The organism is Corynebacterium lowii, assembly GCF_001412085.1.
GTDB classification, from domain to species: domain Bacteria; phylum Actinomycetota; class Actinomycetes; order Mycobacteriales; family Mycobacteriaceae; genus Corynebacterium; species Corynebacterium lowii.
The window spans coordinates 36150-54552 of the sequence record NZ_LKEV01000008.1 but is presented as its reverse complement, the minus strand read 5'-3'; the positions used below and the strand labels follow the sequence as shown (position 1 = coordinate 54552).

Below are 18403 nucleotides of genomic sequence, written 5' to 3'. Positions count from 1 at the left end.
TCTATGTCTGTTCTCAACGACACCGTGGCACAGGCCGTAGCGCAGCCGGATACCGCGCAGCCCTACGCGGAACTGGGCCTCAAGGACGATGAATACGCCCGCATCAAGGAAATCCTGGGCCGCCGCCCCACCGACGCCGAGCTGACCATGTACTCCGTGATGTGGTCCGAGCACTGCTCGTACAAGTCCTCCAAGGTGCACCTGCGCTACTTTGGGGAGACCACCACCGAGGAGATGAACTCCAAGATCCTCGCCGGTATTGGCGAAAACGCCGGCGTGGTGGACGTGGGAGACGGCAACGCCGTGACCTTCCGCGTGGAATCCCACAACCACCCCTCCTACGTGGAGCCCCACCAGGGTGCGGCCACCGGTGTGGGCGGCATTGTGCGCGACATCATGGCGATGGGCGCACGCCCCATCGCGGTGATGGACCAACTGCGCTTTGGCCCTGCCGACGCCCCCGATACCCAGCGCGTGCTGCCCGGCGTGGTGGAGGGCATCTCCCACTACGGCAACTCCCTGGGCCTGCCGAATATCGGCGGCGAGACCGTCTTTGACCCCACCTACGCGGGCAACCCCCTGGTTAACGCCCTGTGCGTGGGCACCCTCAAGGTGGAGGACCTGAAACTGGCCTTCGCCTCCGGCAAGGGCAATAAGGTCATGCTCTTTGGCTCGCGCACCGGCCTAGATGGCATCGGCGGCGTATCCGTGCTGGCCTCCGACACCTTCGAGGACGGCGCGGAGCGCAAACTCCCTGCCGTGCAGGTGGGCGACCCCTTTGCGGAGAAGGTACTCATCGAGTGCTGCCTGGACCTCTACCACGCTGGCGTGGTGGTGGGTATCCAGGACCTCGGCGGTGCGGGCCTGGCCTGTGCCACCTCCGAGCTGGCGGCCTCCGGCGACGGCGGCATGACGGTGAACCTGGATAACGTTCCGCTGCGCGCCGCGAACATGAGCGCGGCGGAGATTCTGGCCTCCGAGTCCCAGGAGCGCATGTGCGCCGTGGTGGCCCCGGAGAACGTGGAGCGCTTCAAGGAAATCTGCGCGCACTGGGACGTCACCTGCGCCGAGATCGGTGAAGTCACCGAGGGCGATCACCTGGTGATTACCCACGGCGGCGAGGTAGTGGTGGACGCCCCGGCGGCCACCATTGCCGATGAGGCCCCCGTGTACGAGCGCCCCTACGCCCGCCCCGAGTGGCAGAATGAGGTGCAGGCCGAGGCCGCCGTACCGGCTCCCAGCGACCTGGCCGCCACCCTGCGCCAGATGGTTGCCTCCCCGGCCCTGTGCTCCCGCGCCTACATCACCGAGCAGTACGACCGCTACGTGCTGGGCAATACCGTCAAGGCCCAGAACTCCGACGCCGGTGTGCTGCGCATCGACGAGGAGACCGGCCGCGGCGTAGCTGTCTCCGCCGACGCCTCCGGGCGCTACACCTACCTGGACCCGAACACCGGCGCGCGCCTGGCCCTGGCCGAGGCCTACCGCAACGTGGCCGTTACGGGTGCCCGCCCGGTGGCGGTGACCAACTGCCTCAACTTCGGCTCCCCCGAGAACCCCGATGTGATGTGGCAGTTCCGCGAGGCTGTGCACGGTCTGGCCGATGGCGCCAAGGAACTGGGGATCCCGGTGTCCGGCGGCAACGTCTCCTTCTACAACCAGACCGGCGAGACCCCGATTCTGCCCACCCCCGTGGTGGGCGTGCTGGGCGTGATCGAGGACGTCCACAACGCCATCGGCCACGACCTCGGCAGCGTGCCGGAGGACGAGGTGCTTTACGTGCTGGGTACCACCGAGGCGGAGTTCGGCGGTTCCATTTACCAGCAGGTGACCACCGGGGAACTCAAGGGCATGCCCCCGCGCGTGGACCTCGCCAACGAGGAGCGCCTGGCGGACTTCTTCGTGGGCAACACCCTGCTCACCGCCGCGCACGACGTCTCCGAGGGTGGCCTGGCTCAGGCCCTGGTGGAGATGGCCCTGCGTTCCGGGCGCGGCCTGGACCTGGATTTGAGCTCGGTACACGAGGACCTACACGCGGCGCTCTTCTCCGAGTCCGCCTCCCGCGCCGTGGTGGCCACCACGGGGGACCGTGCGGACGCCCTAGAGCGCCGCGCCGCCGAGGCCGGGGTACCCTGCATCCGCATTGGCGGCACCGCCGAGGGCCGCACCCTGCGGGTGAACGAGGCCTTGGAGGTCTCTCTGGACGAACTGCGTGAGGCCTGGGAGTCCACCCTGCCCGAGCTCTTCGGGCACGCGGTGGGCGCGAACTCCGTGGTGGAGTAAACAAGCCTCTGCATACAAGGGCACCACCCGCAGCGGGTGGTGCCCTGTGCTATCGCCGCAGCGGGGGCGTCGCCAGTTAAGGTAGGCCGGGCAACTCAGGTTATACTGCCCTCAGTTTTCGTGAGAAAGGTGAGAGCGTGCGGCGATCTGTGATGTCCGCCTGTGGCGCGGTGCTCCTCATCGCGGCCCTGGTTCTGGTGAGTTTCTTGGTGGGGGCGCGTTCCTTTAGCGCCGCCGAGGTCTGGGAGGGTATTCCCGGGGGGCTGCGCTACGCACTGGGTACTCAGCCGGAGGGCAGCGATGTGGAATTGGTCCTGGGTATTCAGCGTATTCCGCGTACCTTTTTAGCCCTGATCGCCGGGCTGTGCCTGGGCGCGGCGGGTGCCCTCTTGCAGGGCTTTACCCGCAATCCGCTGGCCGATCCCGGAATCCTCGGCGTGGGAGCCGGGGCGGCGGCAGCCGTGGCGGTGGGGGTGAGCCTGGGCGTGCTCACCGATACCACCAGTTATGTGTGGCCCTCCATGCTGGGGGCGGTGGCGGTGACCATTGTGCTTTTCTTCCTGGCCTCCTCCGGCCCCACGGCGGGCAGCCCCCTGGCCTTTATTCTGGCCGGTACAGCCCTTTCCGCGCTGCTCATGGCGGTGGTCAATGCCCTGGTTATCACCAATGATCGCGTGCTGGACGCCCTGCGTAGCTGGGCCACCGGTTCGGTGGCGGGGCGCGATTTCTCGGTGGTCACGGTGGTGGCCCCGGTGGCGGTGGTGGCCCTGATCGCCGCCGTGGCCCTGGGGCCGGTGGTAAACCTGCTGAGCCTGGGCGAGGAGAGCGCGCACGGCCTGGGGGTGTCGGTGCGCCGCGCGCAGACCTTCGGGGTGCTCGTGATTGCCGCGCTCACGGCGGCGGCTGTGGCGGCCGCCGGACCGGTGGGCTTCGTGGGCCTGGCCGCCCCGCACATCGTGCGAGGTTTTACCGGCCCGGATTACCGTCTGCTCATTCCCTTGGCCGCCCTGGTGGGCGGGGTTTTGGCCCTGGTGGCGGATATTCTTGGCCGCGCCCTGGTATCCCCGGCGGAGTTGCCGATGGGCACGGTGCTGGCGCTGCTCGGCGTGCCGATCTTCGTATGGCTGGTGCGCCGCGGACACATGGGGGTGGGGCTGTGAAGGCACTGCGGATAGGGCCGGTGTCCTGGAAAATCAACGCTCGCCTGCTGGCGTGCATGGCGATCACGGCGCTGCTCATGGCGGCGGGCGTGTGCTGGTCGGTCACCCAGGGTTCGTATCAACTGACCTTGGGGGAGGTGATGGAGGTCTTTACCGGGGGCGGCACCAAGATTCAGCGGGCCGTGGTTTTTGATATGCGCCTGGGCCGGGCCGTGGTGGCCTGCCTGGTGGGCGCGGCCCTGGCTTATTCGGGGGCGCTCACGCAATCGGTGGCGCGCAACCCGCTGGCCAGCCCGGATATTTTGGGCATCACCAACGGCGCCTCCCTGGCGGCGGTGGCGGTGATCGTCTTTGCCGGTGCGGGCTCGGGCGGCGTGATTGAGGCCGGGGCCACCTCGGTGCTGGGCACCGTGGGGTTGCCGGGGGCCGCGATGGTGGGAGCCTTCCTCACCGCGCTGCTGATTTGGCTGCTGGCCGGGCCTGCGCGCAGTTCCATGTTGCAGGTGGTGCTCATCGGCGTGGGTGCCTCGATCTTCTTGAGCTCCTGTACCACCTGGCTTTTGGCTTATGCGGAATTGGACAGGGCGGCGGCGGCCCGCATGTGGCTCACCGGCTCGCTCAATGGCAGGGATTGGAACCACGCCTGGGCGCCCCTGGCGGTGCTGCTCGTGGCGGTGGCCCTGGGTGGCTGGCTGGCCTTCCAACTTTCCGCCCTGGTGCTCGGTGAGGCCACCGCGCATGTGTTGGGCCACCGGGTGCAACTGGCGCAACTGGTGCAGTTGTTCTGCGCCGTGGTGTTGGCGGCGGTGGCCGTGGCGGCGGCAGGTCCCATTGGTTTTATCGCCTTCGTCAGCCCCCACCTGGCGCGCCGCCTGGCGCGCACTCCCACCCCGCCGTTGATTTTCTCGGCGCTGCTCGGCGGCACGCTGCTGCTGGGTGCCGATCTCTTGGCCCGCGTGGTGTTGCCCTGGGAGCTGCCGGTGGGCGTGGTCACGGCCTTCATCGGTGCGCCGTTCTTGCTGTACATGATCTTCCGCACTCGTCGAGAGGAAACCATCTGATGAGCACCCCGCTTTTTTCCGCGCGCGGCTTGAACACCGGCTACCCGGATCGCCCGGTGATCGAGGGGCTGGACGTGGATATTGCCGAGGGCGAGGTCACCTGCCTCATCGGCCCCAATGGCTGCGGCAAGTCCACCCTGCTCAAAACGATGTGCGGGCTGCTCAGTCACGGCGGCTCCCTGACCTTCCAGGGCCGCGAGGTGGGGCAGTGGCCGCGCAAGGAGCGCGCCCGCGAACTCTCCCTGCTGCCGCAGACCCCGGTGGCCCCGCCGGGGCTCACGGTGGGCCAGCTGGTCTCGCGGGGCCGCCACCCCTATCAGTCCTGGATGGCGCAGTGGTCACGGGAGGATGATGCCGTGGTCACCCAGGCCCTGGAAACCACGGGGCTTACCGAGCTAGCCGATCGACGCATCGCGGACCTCTCCGGCGGGCAGCGCCAGCGGGTGTGGATCGCCATGACGATCGCGCAGGATACCCCCACGATGCTTCTCGACGAACCCACCACCTACCTCGATCTCTCCACCTCCGTGGAGGTGCTGCGCCTGGTGCGCGGGCTGCGCGAGGAGTCCGGCCGCACGGTGGTGATGGTGCTCCACGATCTCAACCTCGCGGCCCGCTACGCCGATCGCCTGGTGCTGCTCGCCCGCGGCGGCAGGCTGGCGGGGGTGGGCACCCCTGCGGAGGTGTTGAGCGAGGAGAATCTGGCCGAGGTCTTTGATCTGGATGCAGTGGTGGTGGAGGATCCGGTGAGCGGCGGGCCGTTGGTGGTGCCGCGCTGAGTCGGTACTGCCAAGGGGGACCGTCGGGGCGTCGCTAAGTAAAAGAAATGCAATGGCCTCGGCGGCGGGGAAACGAAAGTGTGAGCAAAGATACCTACTTTTGGGTATGGATAGTGTAACCTTACGTGGGAAGGCAATTGTTGGCAGAAGCTTAATTTTTTGCTGCCTTCATCCTTATACTGTTTTGAGGAGAACCTAATGACTTTCTCTCTTTCCCGCCGCGTGACGGCGACCCTCGCCACCGCAGCCGTGGCCCTGAGCCTGGTGGCCTGCTCCAACTCCGACGAGGAATCCCAGGATTCCTCCGCCAACGCCTCCAGCTCTTCCGATTCCTCTTTCCCGCGCACCGTGGATACGCAGGATAAGGACAAGAACGCCACCGAGATCACCATTGAGGAGCGCCCGGAGCGCATCGTTTCCGCCTCCGTGAGCCTCACCGGTGCGCTGCTGGCTCTCGACGCCCCCGTGGTGGCCTCCGGCGGCGGCAACCCCAACGCGCCGATGTTCGCGGACGAGACCGGCTTTGGCCTGGCCTGGGACGACCTGGCGAAGGAGAAGGACGTGGAGTCCATCTTCACCATCGGCTCTGTCAACGCCGAGGCGATCCTGGCCCAGGACCCTGACCTGGTGGTCATGTCCAACGTGGGTGCCGATACCGGCGCGGAGATCTACGATCAGCTCAAGGACGTTGTGCCGGTTCAGGTGATCGACTACTCGGATCAGTCCTGGGAGGAGACCACCCGCGAGGTGGCCGAGGCCGCGGGCCTGGAGGATAAGGCCGATGAGGTGATCGCGGATTATGAGGACTCCGTGAAGGAGGCCAAGGATAAGATCAAGGTCGATGGGCCGGTGAACCTGATCGCCCTGTCCCAGGAGGGTGCGGTGAACTTCTTTACCGAGGAGTCCGCGCAGGGGCAGATCTTCAAGGATCTGGGCATCGAGATCGCCGTGCCTGGCGATGATCTGGTGGGCGATTCCGCCCAGGGTTCCAGCCGTGGCGACGTGAAGGCCGTGAGCGCGGAGAACGTGCCGCTGGCCCTGGACGGCAACAGCGTGTTCGTGCTCAACATTGATCCGGGTACCCCGGCCGATGAGCAGGTGCGCACCAACCCGCAGCTGGCCGAGGTCACGGCGGTGGCCGAGGATCGCGTGTACGGCCTCGATGGGGAGTTCTTCCGCATTGATGCCATCGCGGCTCAGGACCTGGTGAAGTACCTCTCGGAGAACTACTCCTCCTAAGTTATAAGAGGTATCAGGGGAGGGCGCTCGCAGCGGCGGGTGCCCTCCCTTTTTGCGTGCCGATTCCGTGCGCTGGTTTCGGGTGCTGGAGCTATCCCCCGGCGCTCAGCCCCAGCAATCCCAGCACTCACCCCCGATACTCGAAAATGCGTACCCGCCGCGTGGGCCGGTGCTGATATTCCCCAAGGTCGCTCCATCCGGTCTTGCGCAGCATGGAGTGGATGCGGGTATTGCGGTGATCGGGCTCCGCGATAATGCGCTCCGAGCCGGGATTGGCCCGCAGCAGCGCGCCGGGTAATTCCTCAAAGAAGGGTTGGAAGAAGCCGCGCCCGGTGAGTTCTTCCAGGCCGATGGCGATGTGCAGGCCGAGGTCCGTGGGGGCGGAGGGGAAGCAATAGCTGATGTCGTCGCGGGCGGGGTAGTACACCTCTAGGTAGCCCACCTTGGGTGGTTGGTGGTCCGCCACGGAGAGGATCACGGGGGTGGAGTAGGTGCCGCTCAGGCGCGCGGCGATGTCGGCGCGCCAGCGTTCCTCCTTCCAGGGCTGCTCCCAGGTACTCGCCAGGTGGGGGCGATTCATCCACTCGGAGATGAGCGCGGCGTCCTCGGGGGTGGCGACGCGAACCTGGTAGCGTCCGGGTAGTTCGGGCAGGCGCGGCGGGTGGGGCAGCACGGTGGCGGGGGCGACGTCGGTACGCAGGCGGTGCAGCACGGCTGAGGGGTCTGTGTGAGCGGTCACGGCGGTGCTCCTTGCTATTTTGGTAAATCTATCCTTAGTAAACCTATCCGGCCAACGTATCTCTGTAAAAGGCTCTTCATGGAATTACACACCACCAACTCCGCCGCCACGGTGGCCGAGTTGCTGGAACGCACCCTCGAACAGGCAAAACCTGAGCACAAAGCAATCCGCGTGGAGGGGGGAGAAACCATCTCGTACCCGCAATTGCGCGAACTCAGCGGGGCGCTGGCGCGTCGTCTCCTCGCCGCCGGGGTGCAGGTGGGAGACCGCGTGGCGGTGGTGGCTGGGCGCTCGCCCTGGCAGGTGATCGCGGCGGTGGCGGTGATTCGCGCGGGCGGGGTGTACGTGCCCGTCGATAGCTCTTATCCCGCCGCGCGCATCGCGGGCCTGCTGCGCGAGAGCGAGCCCGCCGTGGTGCTCCACGAGGGGGCAGACCTGCCGGAGAACTACCTGAGCCTGAATCTCGCGGACCCAGGTATCCGGGAAGACCTGCGCGCAGAAAGCCAGGGGGGTGAGGTCACCCCCTCGCGCCCCATCCACGGCGAGGACCCCGTGTACATGATCTATACCTCGGGCACTACGGGCACCCCCAAGGGCGCGATCAACCTGCACGAGGGCGTGGCCTGGCACCTGGAATGGATGCGGGAGACCTTCGGTGGTGGGGAACACGTGGTGATGAACAAGGCCCCGGTGGCCTTCGACGTCGGCGTGGCCGAGGTGCTCAGTCCGCTCAGCGCGGGCGGCACGGTGGTGCTCCCGCCCGCCGATTGGTGGCCGGGTGATTCCCGCGCCCTGGTGAGCATGATCGAGAGCCATCGGGTGAGCGTGCTCTCTATCGTGCCGAGCATGTTGCGCGCCCTGTTGGAGGCCGGGGTGCGCCCCGGCGCGCTGGATTCCCTGCGCCACCTCCTGCTCGGCGGGGAGGCGGTTCCGGCGGATCTCGTGGAGGCCGTGCGCGAGGCCACCTCCGCCAGGATTCACGGGCTCTACGGCCCCTCCGAGGCGGCGATGGACGTGATGTGGGTGGAGTACACCCCGGAGGTGCCCCTGCGCGCCGGGCAGGCGCTGCTGGGTCACGCCGAGCCGGGCGTGGGCGTGCAGGTGGTGGAACCCGGTACGACGCAGGAGGTACGCCCAGGCGAGGCCGGGGAACTGCTGATCTTCGGCGTGCAGGTGGGCGGGGGTTACTTCCGACGCCCCGAGCTCACCGCCGCGGCCTTCGACACGACCGAGGCGGGGGAGCGCCGCTATCGCACCGGCGACCTGGTGCGCTTTGATACCGGCTTGGGAATGTACGAGTTCCGGGGGCGCCTGGGCGATCAGGTGAAGGTGCGCGGCAATCGCGTGGAGCTGGGCGAGGTGGAGGCCGCTCTGCGCGCGGTGCCGGGGGTGAGCAACGCCGCCGCGCGTCTGGTGGGGGAGGAACTGTGGGGCTACGTCACGGGGATCGACCTGGCAACAGCGGCGTCGGACGCCGAAGGGGTGCGCGCGCAGGTGGCAGATGCTCTGCCCGCCTACGCCGTGCCCGGTCACATCGTGGTGATGGAGGCGCTGCCCGTGAGCGCCAATGGAAAACTCGACCGGGCGGCGCTGCCGCAGCAACGATAAAAGAAAGGCCCTATGACCACGCCCGATACCTCCGCTCTGCTTCCTTTAACCGGCGCACAGCGCGGAATCTTTGATGCCCAATTGATTGACCCTCACTCGCCCTATTACGTGGTGGGCGAGGTGCTGGAATTAGAAGGCCGCGTGGATACCGCCGCGCTGGTGCGCGCCATCGAGGCCACCCAGCGCGAGGTGGAGACGCTGCGGATTCGCCTGCGCGATACCGAGGGTGGCCCGCGCCAGTACCTCAGCGAGGAGATCGTGCCGGTCATCGTGCGTGACCTGCGCGGGGTCACCCACCCGCGGCGCCTGGCCGAGGCGCGTATCGACGCCGCCAAGACCGCTCTGGCCGAGGGGGCGGCTGGGCTCACCGAGGCTGCGCTGTGCCGCTATGAGGTGCTGCGCCTTGATGAGCAGCGCACCTGGGTGATTCAGCTTTATCATCACATTGTGGTGGACGGTTATTCCGCCACCCTGATTACCCGCCGCATGGCGGAGCACTACCGGGCGGAGGTCACGGGCAAGGCCCCCAAGCGCTATCGGGGCGTGGGCCTGGCGGAATTGGTGGCCGAGGATAGCGCCTACGCCGCCTCCGAGGAGGCCGAGGCCGCCCGCGCCTTCTTCCGCGATCTGCTCACCCCCTTGCCAGACCTCGCCGCGCGCGAACGGCTTAACGCCGCCACGGGTGGCGCCCAGACCTCCGGGACCACCATCACCACCACGGTGCGGGTATCGGCCCAGGATTATCAGTGTTTCAGTGCCGCAGTGGAGCAGGCGGGAAGTACCTGGGTGAGCGCCCTGGTGGCGGTCTATGCCGCTCAACTATGGCAGATCACCGGCCGCCCGCAGGAGGATCTGTGCCTGGCCATGCCGGTGATGGCGCGCACCACCCGCGCCCAGCGGGCCACCCCGCACATGGCGGTGAACGTTCTGCCGTTGCTGGTACCTGTGCGTGCGGAGGCCACCTTGCGCGACCTGCTGGCCGAGACCGACGAGCGCTTCCGTCAGGTGCGCCAGCACCAGCGCTACCGGGGCGAGAATCTGCCGCGTGATCTCGGCGTTCCCGGCGCCGGGGCGCTGCTGCATGGCATGGGCGTGAACGCCAAGATCTTTGATATGACCTTTGATTTTGCCGGGGCCACCGGGGCGCTGCGCAACGTGGCGGGCGGACCCCCGGAGGATTTCGGCCTGGTGGTCATGCCCGCCGCCGATGGGGGCCTAGACCTCGGCCTAGAGACCGACCCGGCGCGCGTACCCGCGCCTGTGGCCCGGCAGCGCCTGAGCGAGCTGCGGGACCTGCTCGCGGGCTTCTCGGGGGAGGCCACCGTGGGCGAACTCGTGGGCGCCACTGACGATACCGAGGCGCTGATCGACGCCCGCGCAGCCCAGCCCGCCACAGCAAGCACGGAACCTACCGCGAGCCTGCGCGACCTCATCGACGCCCTGGCGACGCAGGAAGAGGAAAGCCTCATCGCCCAGGACACCCGGCTCAGCGGCGCGGAATTGCACCGCCGGGTGATCGAGACCGCGCTCCACCTGCCCCAGGGGCAGCCCATCGCCATTGATATGCCGCGCGGCAGCGACCTGGTGGTCACCGTGCTGGCGGCCTTGTATGCCGGGGTGCCCTTTACCTACCTGGAACCGGGGGCGCCGCGGGGGCGTCGCCAAGCAATCATGGAGGCGTTGGGGGCTACCTGGGTGGCCGGGCGCAACGCCTTTCCCGCTGCCGAGCAGGAACGGCGCGAACTCCAGGCTACGGAGCTGGCCTACGTGATCTTTACCTCCGGCTCCACGGGCACTCCCAAGGGCGTGGAGATTACCCGCGCCAGCCTGGAAGCCCTGCTCACGGGCCATCTGGCGGGGCTGTATCGTCGCCCGCGCGCGGTGGTGGGGCACACCGCGAGTTTTGCTTTCGACGCCGCGCTGGACCAACTGCTGTGGCTGCTGGCCGGGCACTGCGTGCGCCTCTATCCCGAGGAGATCGCTACCGACGCTGAGGCCGCCGTGGCCGCCCTGCGCGCCGATGAGGTGACGGTCTTTGACACCACGCCCTCGCTGGCCGCCGCGCTCATGGCGGCGGGCCTGGTCGAGCTCCCGGAGCTGGAATTGTTGGTGCTCGGCGGGGAGGCCCTACCCGCCCCGCTCTGGGACGCCCTGGCGGGAAGCCGTGTGCGTGCGCTCAATGCCTATGGCCCCACGGAGGCCTGCGTGGATGCGCTCATGGCGGAGGTCACCCCTGGCCAGCCGGTCATTGGGTACCCCGTGGCGGGCATGAGGGCCTACGCGCTCACGGAGAATAACCAGGTAGCCGGGGACTTTGAGAGCGGGCGGCTCTACTTGGCCGGGCCTCAATTGGCTAGGGGCTACCTGGATGAGGAGGCCACGGCGCAGGCCTTTATCACCCGCACGGTGGACCCGCGCCGTGGCCCGGAGCGCCTGTATGACACCGGCGATATGGTGCGCTGGATACCGGGGCGCGGCTACGAATACTTAGGCCGTGTGGACGATCAGGTGGAGATCAATGGCCGCCGCGTGGAATTAGGTGAGATCGAGGCCGCCCTGGCCGCCACCGAGGGGGTGGCGGCAGCAGTAGCCACGGTGCACGGGCGCGCGGGCCTGGTGGGGTGGGTGGTACCTGCGTCAGGGGCAACGCTGACTCCCGGTGCGGTGCGCGAGGCCGTGGCCGCCCAACTTCCCAAGGCCTTGGTGCCAGGCCGCATTGAGGTGATCGCGGATCTGCCCACCACGGTTTCCGGCAAGGTGGATCGCAAGGCGCTGGCCGCCCGGGAACAGGGAGATGATTCTCCGGTGCCGGTCAACGACGAGACCCCCGCCGAGGCCGCACTCCTGGCCGCCTGCCGGGAGCAAACGGGCGCGGTTATGGCCCCCACCGGGGACTTTATCTCCCAGGGCGGCGATTCCATCAGCGCGCTCACCGTGGCTACCCAATTGCGCCGCGAGGGCTGGACGATCTGGCCCAAGAATCTTCTTTCCGGGGCGAGCCTGGGCAGCGTGGCCGCCGCGATGGAACAGGCCGGTACCCAGGGAGCAGAGCAGGAAGAAGAGTTCTTCCTACCCATCGGCGCGCTACCGGAAAGCCCCGTGGCCGCCCGCCAACGCGCTGCCGCCCCCGATGCTGAGGCCTGGGCGGGCTTTGCCCAGTACGCCGAGATTCCCGGTCCGCAGGTCTCCCCGGAGGTGCTGCCGGGGATACTCGCCCAGCTCAGCGCCGCCCACGGGGCGCTGCGCATGATTCTGGATACCCAGGCCGGCGAACTCATCGTGCCCAGGGTGTCTTTGGTAGAGCTAGAGGAGAGCACCGAGCCCAGCCCCGTGCGCGACCTCGCCCAGGTGGCCGCCCGCTCAGGGCTGCTCGCCCCCGAGGCCGGGCGCATGGCACACCTGGTGGCCCTGGAACACGGCGGCGTGGGCCTGATCGTGCACCACAGCGCCGTGGATGCGCTGAGCTGGCGGGTGCTGCGCGCCGAGGTCACCCGTATTCTGCGCGGTGGAAAGTTAAACAGCGAGCAGGACGGCTGGCGGGCGCACGCGCTGCGCAGCGCACGGGGCGATCATCGCGCGGAGATTCCCCACTGGCTGCGCGTGCAGCGCGCCGGGCGCCCTACAGAACCCCAGCCGCACACCCTGCCCACCCGCGCCGAGGCCACCACCGTCACCCTGGAGATTCCCCCGGCCGCCGCCCGCGCCCTGACAGAATCCCCGGAGGAGGTCATGCTGGCAGCCCTGGCCCGCAGCACCGGCGCATTGCTGGGGGTGGAGGGCCACGGCCGCAGCAGCGATCAATCCACCGTGGGTTGGTTCACCATCGAATACCCGCTGGCCGTGGAGGCGCCCCACAGCACTGACCCCCTGGCCGATACTGCCGATGCCCTGGCCGCCGCTCGTCGCGCGCGCCACGAGGTGCCCGGCACCGGCGGGGGTTATGGGGTGCTCGCCGCGCACGACTCCGCGGGTGCCCTGCACGGGATCGGTCTGCGCTACCCCGAGGTGGTGCTCAACGTGCTACCGGGCGATACCGGGGAGTTCGCCGTGGTGGACCACCCGCGCCGCCGCCTCACCGAAGCACTCACGGTGAATGTCTTTGTGGGAACTGGGCGCATCGAGTACACCGCCGACCCCGTCCGCTTTGACCCGGCGCGCCTGCACGAGGAGATCGTGTGCCACCTGCTGCGGGTGCAGGCGGTGCGCGCCGGGCAGGTGCCGGAGGCGTCGATACGCCACCTAGAGCAGGCGCACGGCCCCATCGAGGCCACCTGGCCGCTCACCCCGCAGCAGGAGGGGCTGGTATTCCACGCCCTGAGCGCCAGCGAGGACCCGTATGTGCTGGCCATGCGCCTTGACCTGCGCGCCAGCGGGCCTATCGACGTCCCCCGACTGCGCGCGGCCTGGGAGCAACTGCTGCGCCGTCACCGCACCTTGGCGGCCGGTTTCGACGCCGCCGCGGGCCTGCAATTCCTGCCCCGGCACCTGCCCGAGACCTTCCGGCTTATCGACGCCCGCGGCTTGGGGTCCGCGCACAGCGACCTTGTGGTACACCTCATGGCCCGGGAATCGACCCGCCGCGTGGACCTGGCCGCCCCGCCGCTGGTGCGCGTGACGGCGGTGATCTACGAGGAGGACCGCCTGCACCTGGTGCTGGCCGGGCACCACGTGGTCACCGATGGGTGGTCCACGGGCCTGATGATTCGGGAGCTCAACGCGCTCTATTCCGGTGCCGCCCTGCCGCCTGCCCCGCAGCCGGAGATCTACCTTGATTGGCTAGCCCGTCACCGCGAGGCCGACGTTGCCGTGTGGCGCGAGCACCTCGACGGCCTGGAAGGCGGCACCCTGGTGGCGCCGGAGGCCGTGGAAGCAAGCACGGGCGGGGAGGAGTTCTTTGCCGTCGATGTGGCCGAGCACGCCGAGGCCCTGGTGGACGTGGCGCGTGAATCCGGGGCCACCGCTGCTGAATTGCTCCAGGTGGCCTGGGCCTACGTGCTGGCGGAACTGACTGACTCTACCGGCGAGGTGGTCTGCGGCGTGACCGTTTCCGGCAGGCCGCCGGAGGTGCCCGAGGCTGCCGAGATGATCGGGCTTTTTGCCGCCACCCTGCCCGCTCGCATTGCGGTGAGCGGTGACCCGCTGGCCGACCTGCGCGCCCACCACGCCGCCCGCGCGCACCTGGGGCAGCACACGGCGGTGTCCGCCGCGGACGTGGGCGGGGCGGGTCTCTTTGACACCATCGTGGTCTATGAAAATGCCCCCACCCCGCAGGCGGGCGGGGAACTCACCGTGGAGGGTACCGAGTCCTTTGGGCAGACCCACTATCCCATCACGGTGCTCTCCCAACCGGGGCGGGATTTTGACGTGGTGCTCGCCTACCGGCCCGGACTGGTGGATACCGAGCGCGCCCGCTGGGCGGCGAACCGCCTGGGCCAGGTGCTGCGTTCCTTCCTGGGAGAGGGGCTCCCGGAGGCAACCCCGCCGCGGGCAGCCGTGGCTCCGATGTCGGTAACGCAAGAGAAGGACCGGCGGGGCGTCGATAAGCGCCGCGCGGCTCCAGGTACTGCGGAACTGATCGCGGCGGAGATGTCCGCGCTGCTGGACAGCGAGGTCGGCCCGGAGACGAACTTTGCCGAGGCGGGCGGTCACTCCCTGCTAGCGGTGCGGCTTTTGGGTCGCCTGCAAGGCGCCGGCCTGGATATTGCTATCGGGGATATTCTCGCCGGTGGCAGTCCCAGGGGCATTGCCGCGCGCCTGGGTGTTGCCACTACCGACGCCGCGACCTCCCCCTCCCCGCTGCTGGCGCGCAGCGTGGGCGGCCGCACGCTGTGGTGCATGCCGCCGGGCGATGGGCTGCACGCCCCGTGGGCGGAGTTGGCCGCGCAGATTCCGCTGAACGTGCGCGCGGTGACCTGGGGCGGGGAGATCGAGCAGGGGACCCTGGCCCAGGCGGCTCAGGACGTCGCCGCGCTGATCCGCGCCGAGCAACCCCAGGGGCCGTATTGCCTGCTGGGCTGGTCCTTTGGTGGGGCGCTGGCGCACGCGGTGGCTCACGCGTTGGGCGGCCCGGAGCAGGTGGAGTTCTTAGGAATCGTGGATTCCTACCCAGCGGGTGCCGCCCCGCAGGGCTTGACCGAGGGGGCCGACCCCACGCCCCTGGTGGAGGGGTTATTGAACCTGGACGATGAGGCCACTCCGCTGCGTGAGCTGGTGGAGCACAACCTCATCGCCAGTTCGCGGCTCATGGCCGAGGCCCCGGCGCTGCCCTGGGAGGGGAGGGTGCACCTGGTGGTGGGGACGAAGCCGCTGGGTGCAGCCGCCGAGCAGGACGAAACCCCCACAGGCCCTACCACCTGGGACCCCGCTGCCGCCTGGGAGCGCGCGGGCGCGCAGGTAGAGGCCCTGGACGTGGAGGCCGATCACTTTGAGCTGGTCAGTCCGGAGGGTTGGCGCACGCTTGGCCCCTTCATCGCCGGGGCACTAGCGCAAGCACGCTCAGCCCAAGCCCACACACATTCACAGAACCCCACTGGGGAGGAAGAGGAATGATGATAGATCTCATCGCCGTAGGCGCAGGCCCCAAGGGCGTGGCCGTGGCGGCCAAGGCCGCCGTGATGGAACACCTGGGGTTGCCCGCCCCCTCGGTGCTGCTCGTCGATCCCCTGGGCGTGGGTGGACACTGGCGCGCTCACGGGGGCTGGACCGATGGGCAACACCGCCTGGGCACCCCGCCGGAAAAGGACGTGGGCTTTCCCTACCGCACCCGCATCGCGGGGGAGGAATCGCACCGGGTGGATGAGGAATTGGCCCGGCATGGCTGGGCGGCCTTCCTCATCGCGCGAGGGGAGTTCGGTGCCTGGATTGACCGGGGCCGCCCCGCCCCGCGTCACGAGCAGTGGGCGGATTACCTGGGCTGGGTGGTCGAGCGCCTGGGTATTGAGGTACTAGAGGCCACGGTCACGAGCGCAGAACTACGCCACAACGAGCAAGGCGGGCACAGCGAGCAGGGCGAGCACTGGGAGGTAGAGACCACCGCCGGTTCCCTCCACGCCAAGAGCCTCATGCCCACCGGCCCTGGCGCGAGCACGCGGCGTCTGGCCGAGGTGCCGGGGGTGTATTCGCTGGCGCAGTTCTGGCAGCTCTGCGCTGAGGAGGGAATAAAAAAGGGCGTGGACATCGCGGTGATTGGCTCCGGGGAGTCCTCGGCCAGCGTGGTCGAGCAGGTGGCCTATAGCCGCGCGGGTTCGGTCACGGTCATCTCTCCCTCGGCGGCGATTTATACGCGCGGGGAGGGGCAGTTTGAAAACCGCCTGTACACCGATCCCCACCGCTGGGTAGCGCTCGACGAGCCCGCCCGCCGCGATATTCTGGCCCGCACCGATCGCAGCGTGTACTCCGTGCGTATCCAGCAGCGCGAGGGCATGGATGAACGCCTCGATCACGTGCGCGGAACGGTAAGCACAGTGCGCCCGGCAAACGACAAGTTACAGGTGGAATACCGCCGCTCCCAGCCGGAGGGGGAGCACACCGGCAGCGTGCTTGCCGACGTCGTGGTGGACGCCCGCGGCAACTCCCCCTTGTGGTTTGGGGAATACCTGGCCCCGGACACCCGCGAGCGCCTGGCCCGCGAGGCCGGTGCGGAAGGGTGGGCGTCGATAAGCGTGGAGCAGGTGGAGCGCCGCATTGATGGCACCTTGCGCTTTGAGGGGCTGGGTGGCCGCCTCTTTATGCCCACCCTGGCGGGGTTGATGCAGGGGCCGGGCTTTGCCAACCTCAGTTGCCTGGGCGAACTCTCCAATAGAATCATCGCGGGCGTGAAAGGAATGGAAAATAGTGAGCAAAAATAGCAGGCACCGCGATATTTACCCCATCTCTGTCCGGGACCTTGAGGTTCTAGAGGTCATAGACCTCAACCCCGGCATGCGCCGCATCGTGCTGGGTGGGGAGCAACTGGCCGCCCACACCTATGCGGGCTTTGAGGTGCCGGGGCTGGTGAGCCACGGCTTTGACGATGATGTTCGCCTTATTTTCCCGGACCCCCAAACCGGCGCGCGCCCCCGCCCCGAGCCGGACGAGAAGGGCATAAACCAGTGGTCGGCGGAGGTCAAAGACCTCTTCCGCACCTATACCGTGCGCCGCTGGGAGCCGGAAACCGGGCGGTTGAGCGTGGACTTCGCCCACCACGAATCCGGCCTTGCCGACGAGTGGGCGCGCGCGGCCCAGGTGGGTGATCGGCTGTGGGTGGCCGGGCCTAAGAACTGCCTGCGTCTGCCCACGCATACCGATTGGCTGCTGCTGGTGGGCGATGAAACCGCCCTGCCCGCGATCAGCCGCTGCCTGGAGGAACTGCCCGCCGGGCACCGCTGCCTGGTGGTGGTCGAGGTGGCCGAGCGCGCCCACATTCAGGAACTTCCCACGGCGGCCAGCGCCGAGGTCACCTGGGTGGTGCGCGCCGAGGGAGCCAGCATGGTGGAGGCCGTGGCGGCCCTCGACTTCCCCGAGGGCACCCCGTACGCCTGGGTGGCGGGCGAGGCCGGGAACCTCCGCCAGATCCGCCGCGACCTCAAGGAGCGCGGCGTGGCCCCGGAAAACCTAGAGGTCACCGGCTATTGGCGCAACCGCCCCACGGAAAAAACCGAGGAGGCCCAATCCACCGGCTACGCTCTCTACACCGAACTGGCCGCGCTGCTGGACCCGGTGCCGAGCTTTGCCGTGCGCGCCGCCATGCGCGCGGGCATCTTCGCCGCCATTGCCGACGCCACCCGCGCCGACCTCGCAGCACTCAGCAACACCACCGGCATTGCCCCCGACGCCCTGGCGCGCCTGCTGCGCTATCTGGGCTCGCTGAACATGGTGGCCGAAAACGGCGGCGCCTATAAGCTCACCGCCCTTTCCCAGGAACTCGCGGACGAGGAATCGCACCTCTTTGAGCACCTGGCCGGGGTGGCCGCCCATCGCACGATGGCCGTGGCCGGAATCGAGGAGGTGCTGCGCAGCGGCACCCCGCGTCCGGTGGCTTACGACGCCGCCGAATGGGAGGAGGAAGCCGAGGAATCCGCGCAGTGGGTGGCCCCCGCTCTGGTGGAGGCCGTGGCCCGCCCCGGCGCCTCGGTGGCCGTGACGGGGCCGGGCGCCAAGGTCTACGCCGAGGAGTTCGCCCGCCGCGATTCTGGCCGGGTGGCCCGCGCGGTGGCCTGGGATGATCTTGCCGCCGCCGCAGCCGAGGTGAACGTGGTGGTAGACCCCTTTGGGCGTTTTAGCGCGAATGAGGTGGCGGATTACCTGCGGGGCCTGTCAGGGGAGGTAGCGATTCTGACCAAACTCAGCCCCGAGGGTGCCGATAGCGAGCACGACTTTGCCGAGGACATCGTGCGCCTGTGCTTGGACGGCACCCGCGTGCCCACCGCCGCCGAGGTCACTCGCGCAGCCGAAGAAGCCGGGTGGACGGTGACGCGGCGGCAGCAGGTGGGTTGGTCCTCTGCCTTGCTGCGGCTGGGGCGGGCTTAGTTTGTGCCTTTGGTGTTCGTGGCCTCT

At 68.5% G+C, this 18403-nt stretch carries 10 protein-coding genes; 9 read left to right on the top strand and 1 reads right to left on the bottom strand.

Annotated elements, in window-relative coordinates; genetic code table 11:
- Positions 1 to 3 precede the first annotated feature (3 nt).
- The 5 genes from purL (at position 4) to fepB (ending at position 6522) form a co-directional block, all read left to right on the top strand.
- Positions 4 to 2283: a phosphoribosylformylglycinamidine synthase subunit PurL gene (purL, locus tag Clow_RS10590; RefSeq protein ID WP_055179018.1), complete on the top strand. Its 2280-nt coding sequence runs from the start codon at positions 4 to 6 to the stop codon at positions 2281 to 2283.
- A gap of 137 nt (positions 2284 to 2420) precedes the next feature.
- A complete protein-coding gene (locus tag Clow_RS10585) occupies positions 2421 to 3443 on the top strand; it encodes a FecCD family ABC transporter permease (RefSeq protein WP_245625760.1) in 1023 nt (340 codons plus the stop codon).
- Positions 3440 to 4504, top strand: a complete 1065-nt coding sequence (locus Clow_RS10580; RefSeq protein ID WP_245625759.1) for a FecCD family ABC transporter permease — start codon at positions 3440 to 3442, stop codon at positions 4502 to 4504. The genes Clow_RS10585 and Clow_RS10580 overlap by 4 nt, the downstream gene beginning before the upstream one ends.
- Positions 4504 to 5283 carry an ABC transporter ATP-binding protein gene (locus Clow_RS10575; protein WP_055179012.1) on the top strand — a complete coding sequence of 260 codons (780 nt, stop codon included), beginning with the start codon at positions 4504 to 4506 and terminating at the stop codon, positions 5281 to 5283. Before Clow_RS10580 ends, Clow_RS10575 begins: the two co-directional genes overlap by 1 nt.
- 198 nt (positions 5284 to 5481) lie before the next feature.
- Positions 5482 to 6522, top strand: a complete 1041-nt coding sequence (fepB, locus tag Clow_RS10570) for a Fe2+-enterobactin ABC transporter substrate-binding protein (RefSeq protein WP_055179011.1) — start codon at positions 5482 to 5484, stop codon at positions 6520 to 6522.
- Between the two features lie 127 nt (positions 6523 to 6649).
- Here fepB and Clow_RS10565 read toward each other — a convergent pair whose 3' ends face one another.
- A complete protein-coding gene (locus Clow_RS10565) occupies positions 6650 to 7261 on the bottom strand; it encodes a GNAT family N-acetyltransferase (RefSeq protein ID WP_055179009.1) in 612 nt (203 codons plus the stop codon).
- A gap of 78 nt (positions 7262 to 7339) precedes the next feature.
- Here Clow_RS10565 and Clow_RS10560 point away from each other — a divergent pair, with 78 nt between their 5' ends.
- Genes Clow_RS10560 through Clow_RS10545 form a run of 4 tightly spaced genes read left to right on the top strand, consistent with a single transcriptional unit; the run spans position 7340 to position 18376 of the window.
- Complete coding sequence (locus Clow_RS10560; RefSeq protein WP_055179007.1) at positions 7340 to 8869, top strand: amino acid adenylation domain-containing protein; 1530 nt, start codon at positions 7340 to 7342, stop codon at positions 8867 to 8869.
- Between the two features lie 12 nt (positions 8870 to 8881).
- Positions 8882 to 15418, top strand: coding sequence for a condensation domain-containing protein (locus Clow_RS10555; RefSeq protein WP_055179005.1), 6537 nt, complete (start codon positions 8882 to 8884; stop codon positions 15416 to 15418).
- A complete protein-coding gene (locus tag Clow_RS10550) occupies positions 15415 to 16716 on the top strand; it encodes a SidA/IucD/PvdA family monooxygenase (protein WP_082418656.1) in 1302 nt (433 codons plus the stop codon). Before Clow_RS10555 ends, Clow_RS10550 begins: the two co-directional genes overlap by 4 nt.
- A complete protein-coding gene (locus Clow_RS10545; protein ID WP_055179003.1) occupies positions 16703 to 18376 on the top strand; it encodes a siderophore-interacting protein in 1674 nt (557 codons plus the stop codon). The genes Clow_RS10550 and Clow_RS10545 overlap by 14 nt, the downstream gene beginning before the upstream one ends.
- The last annotated feature ends 27 nt before the right edge of the window (positions 18377 to 18403 follow it).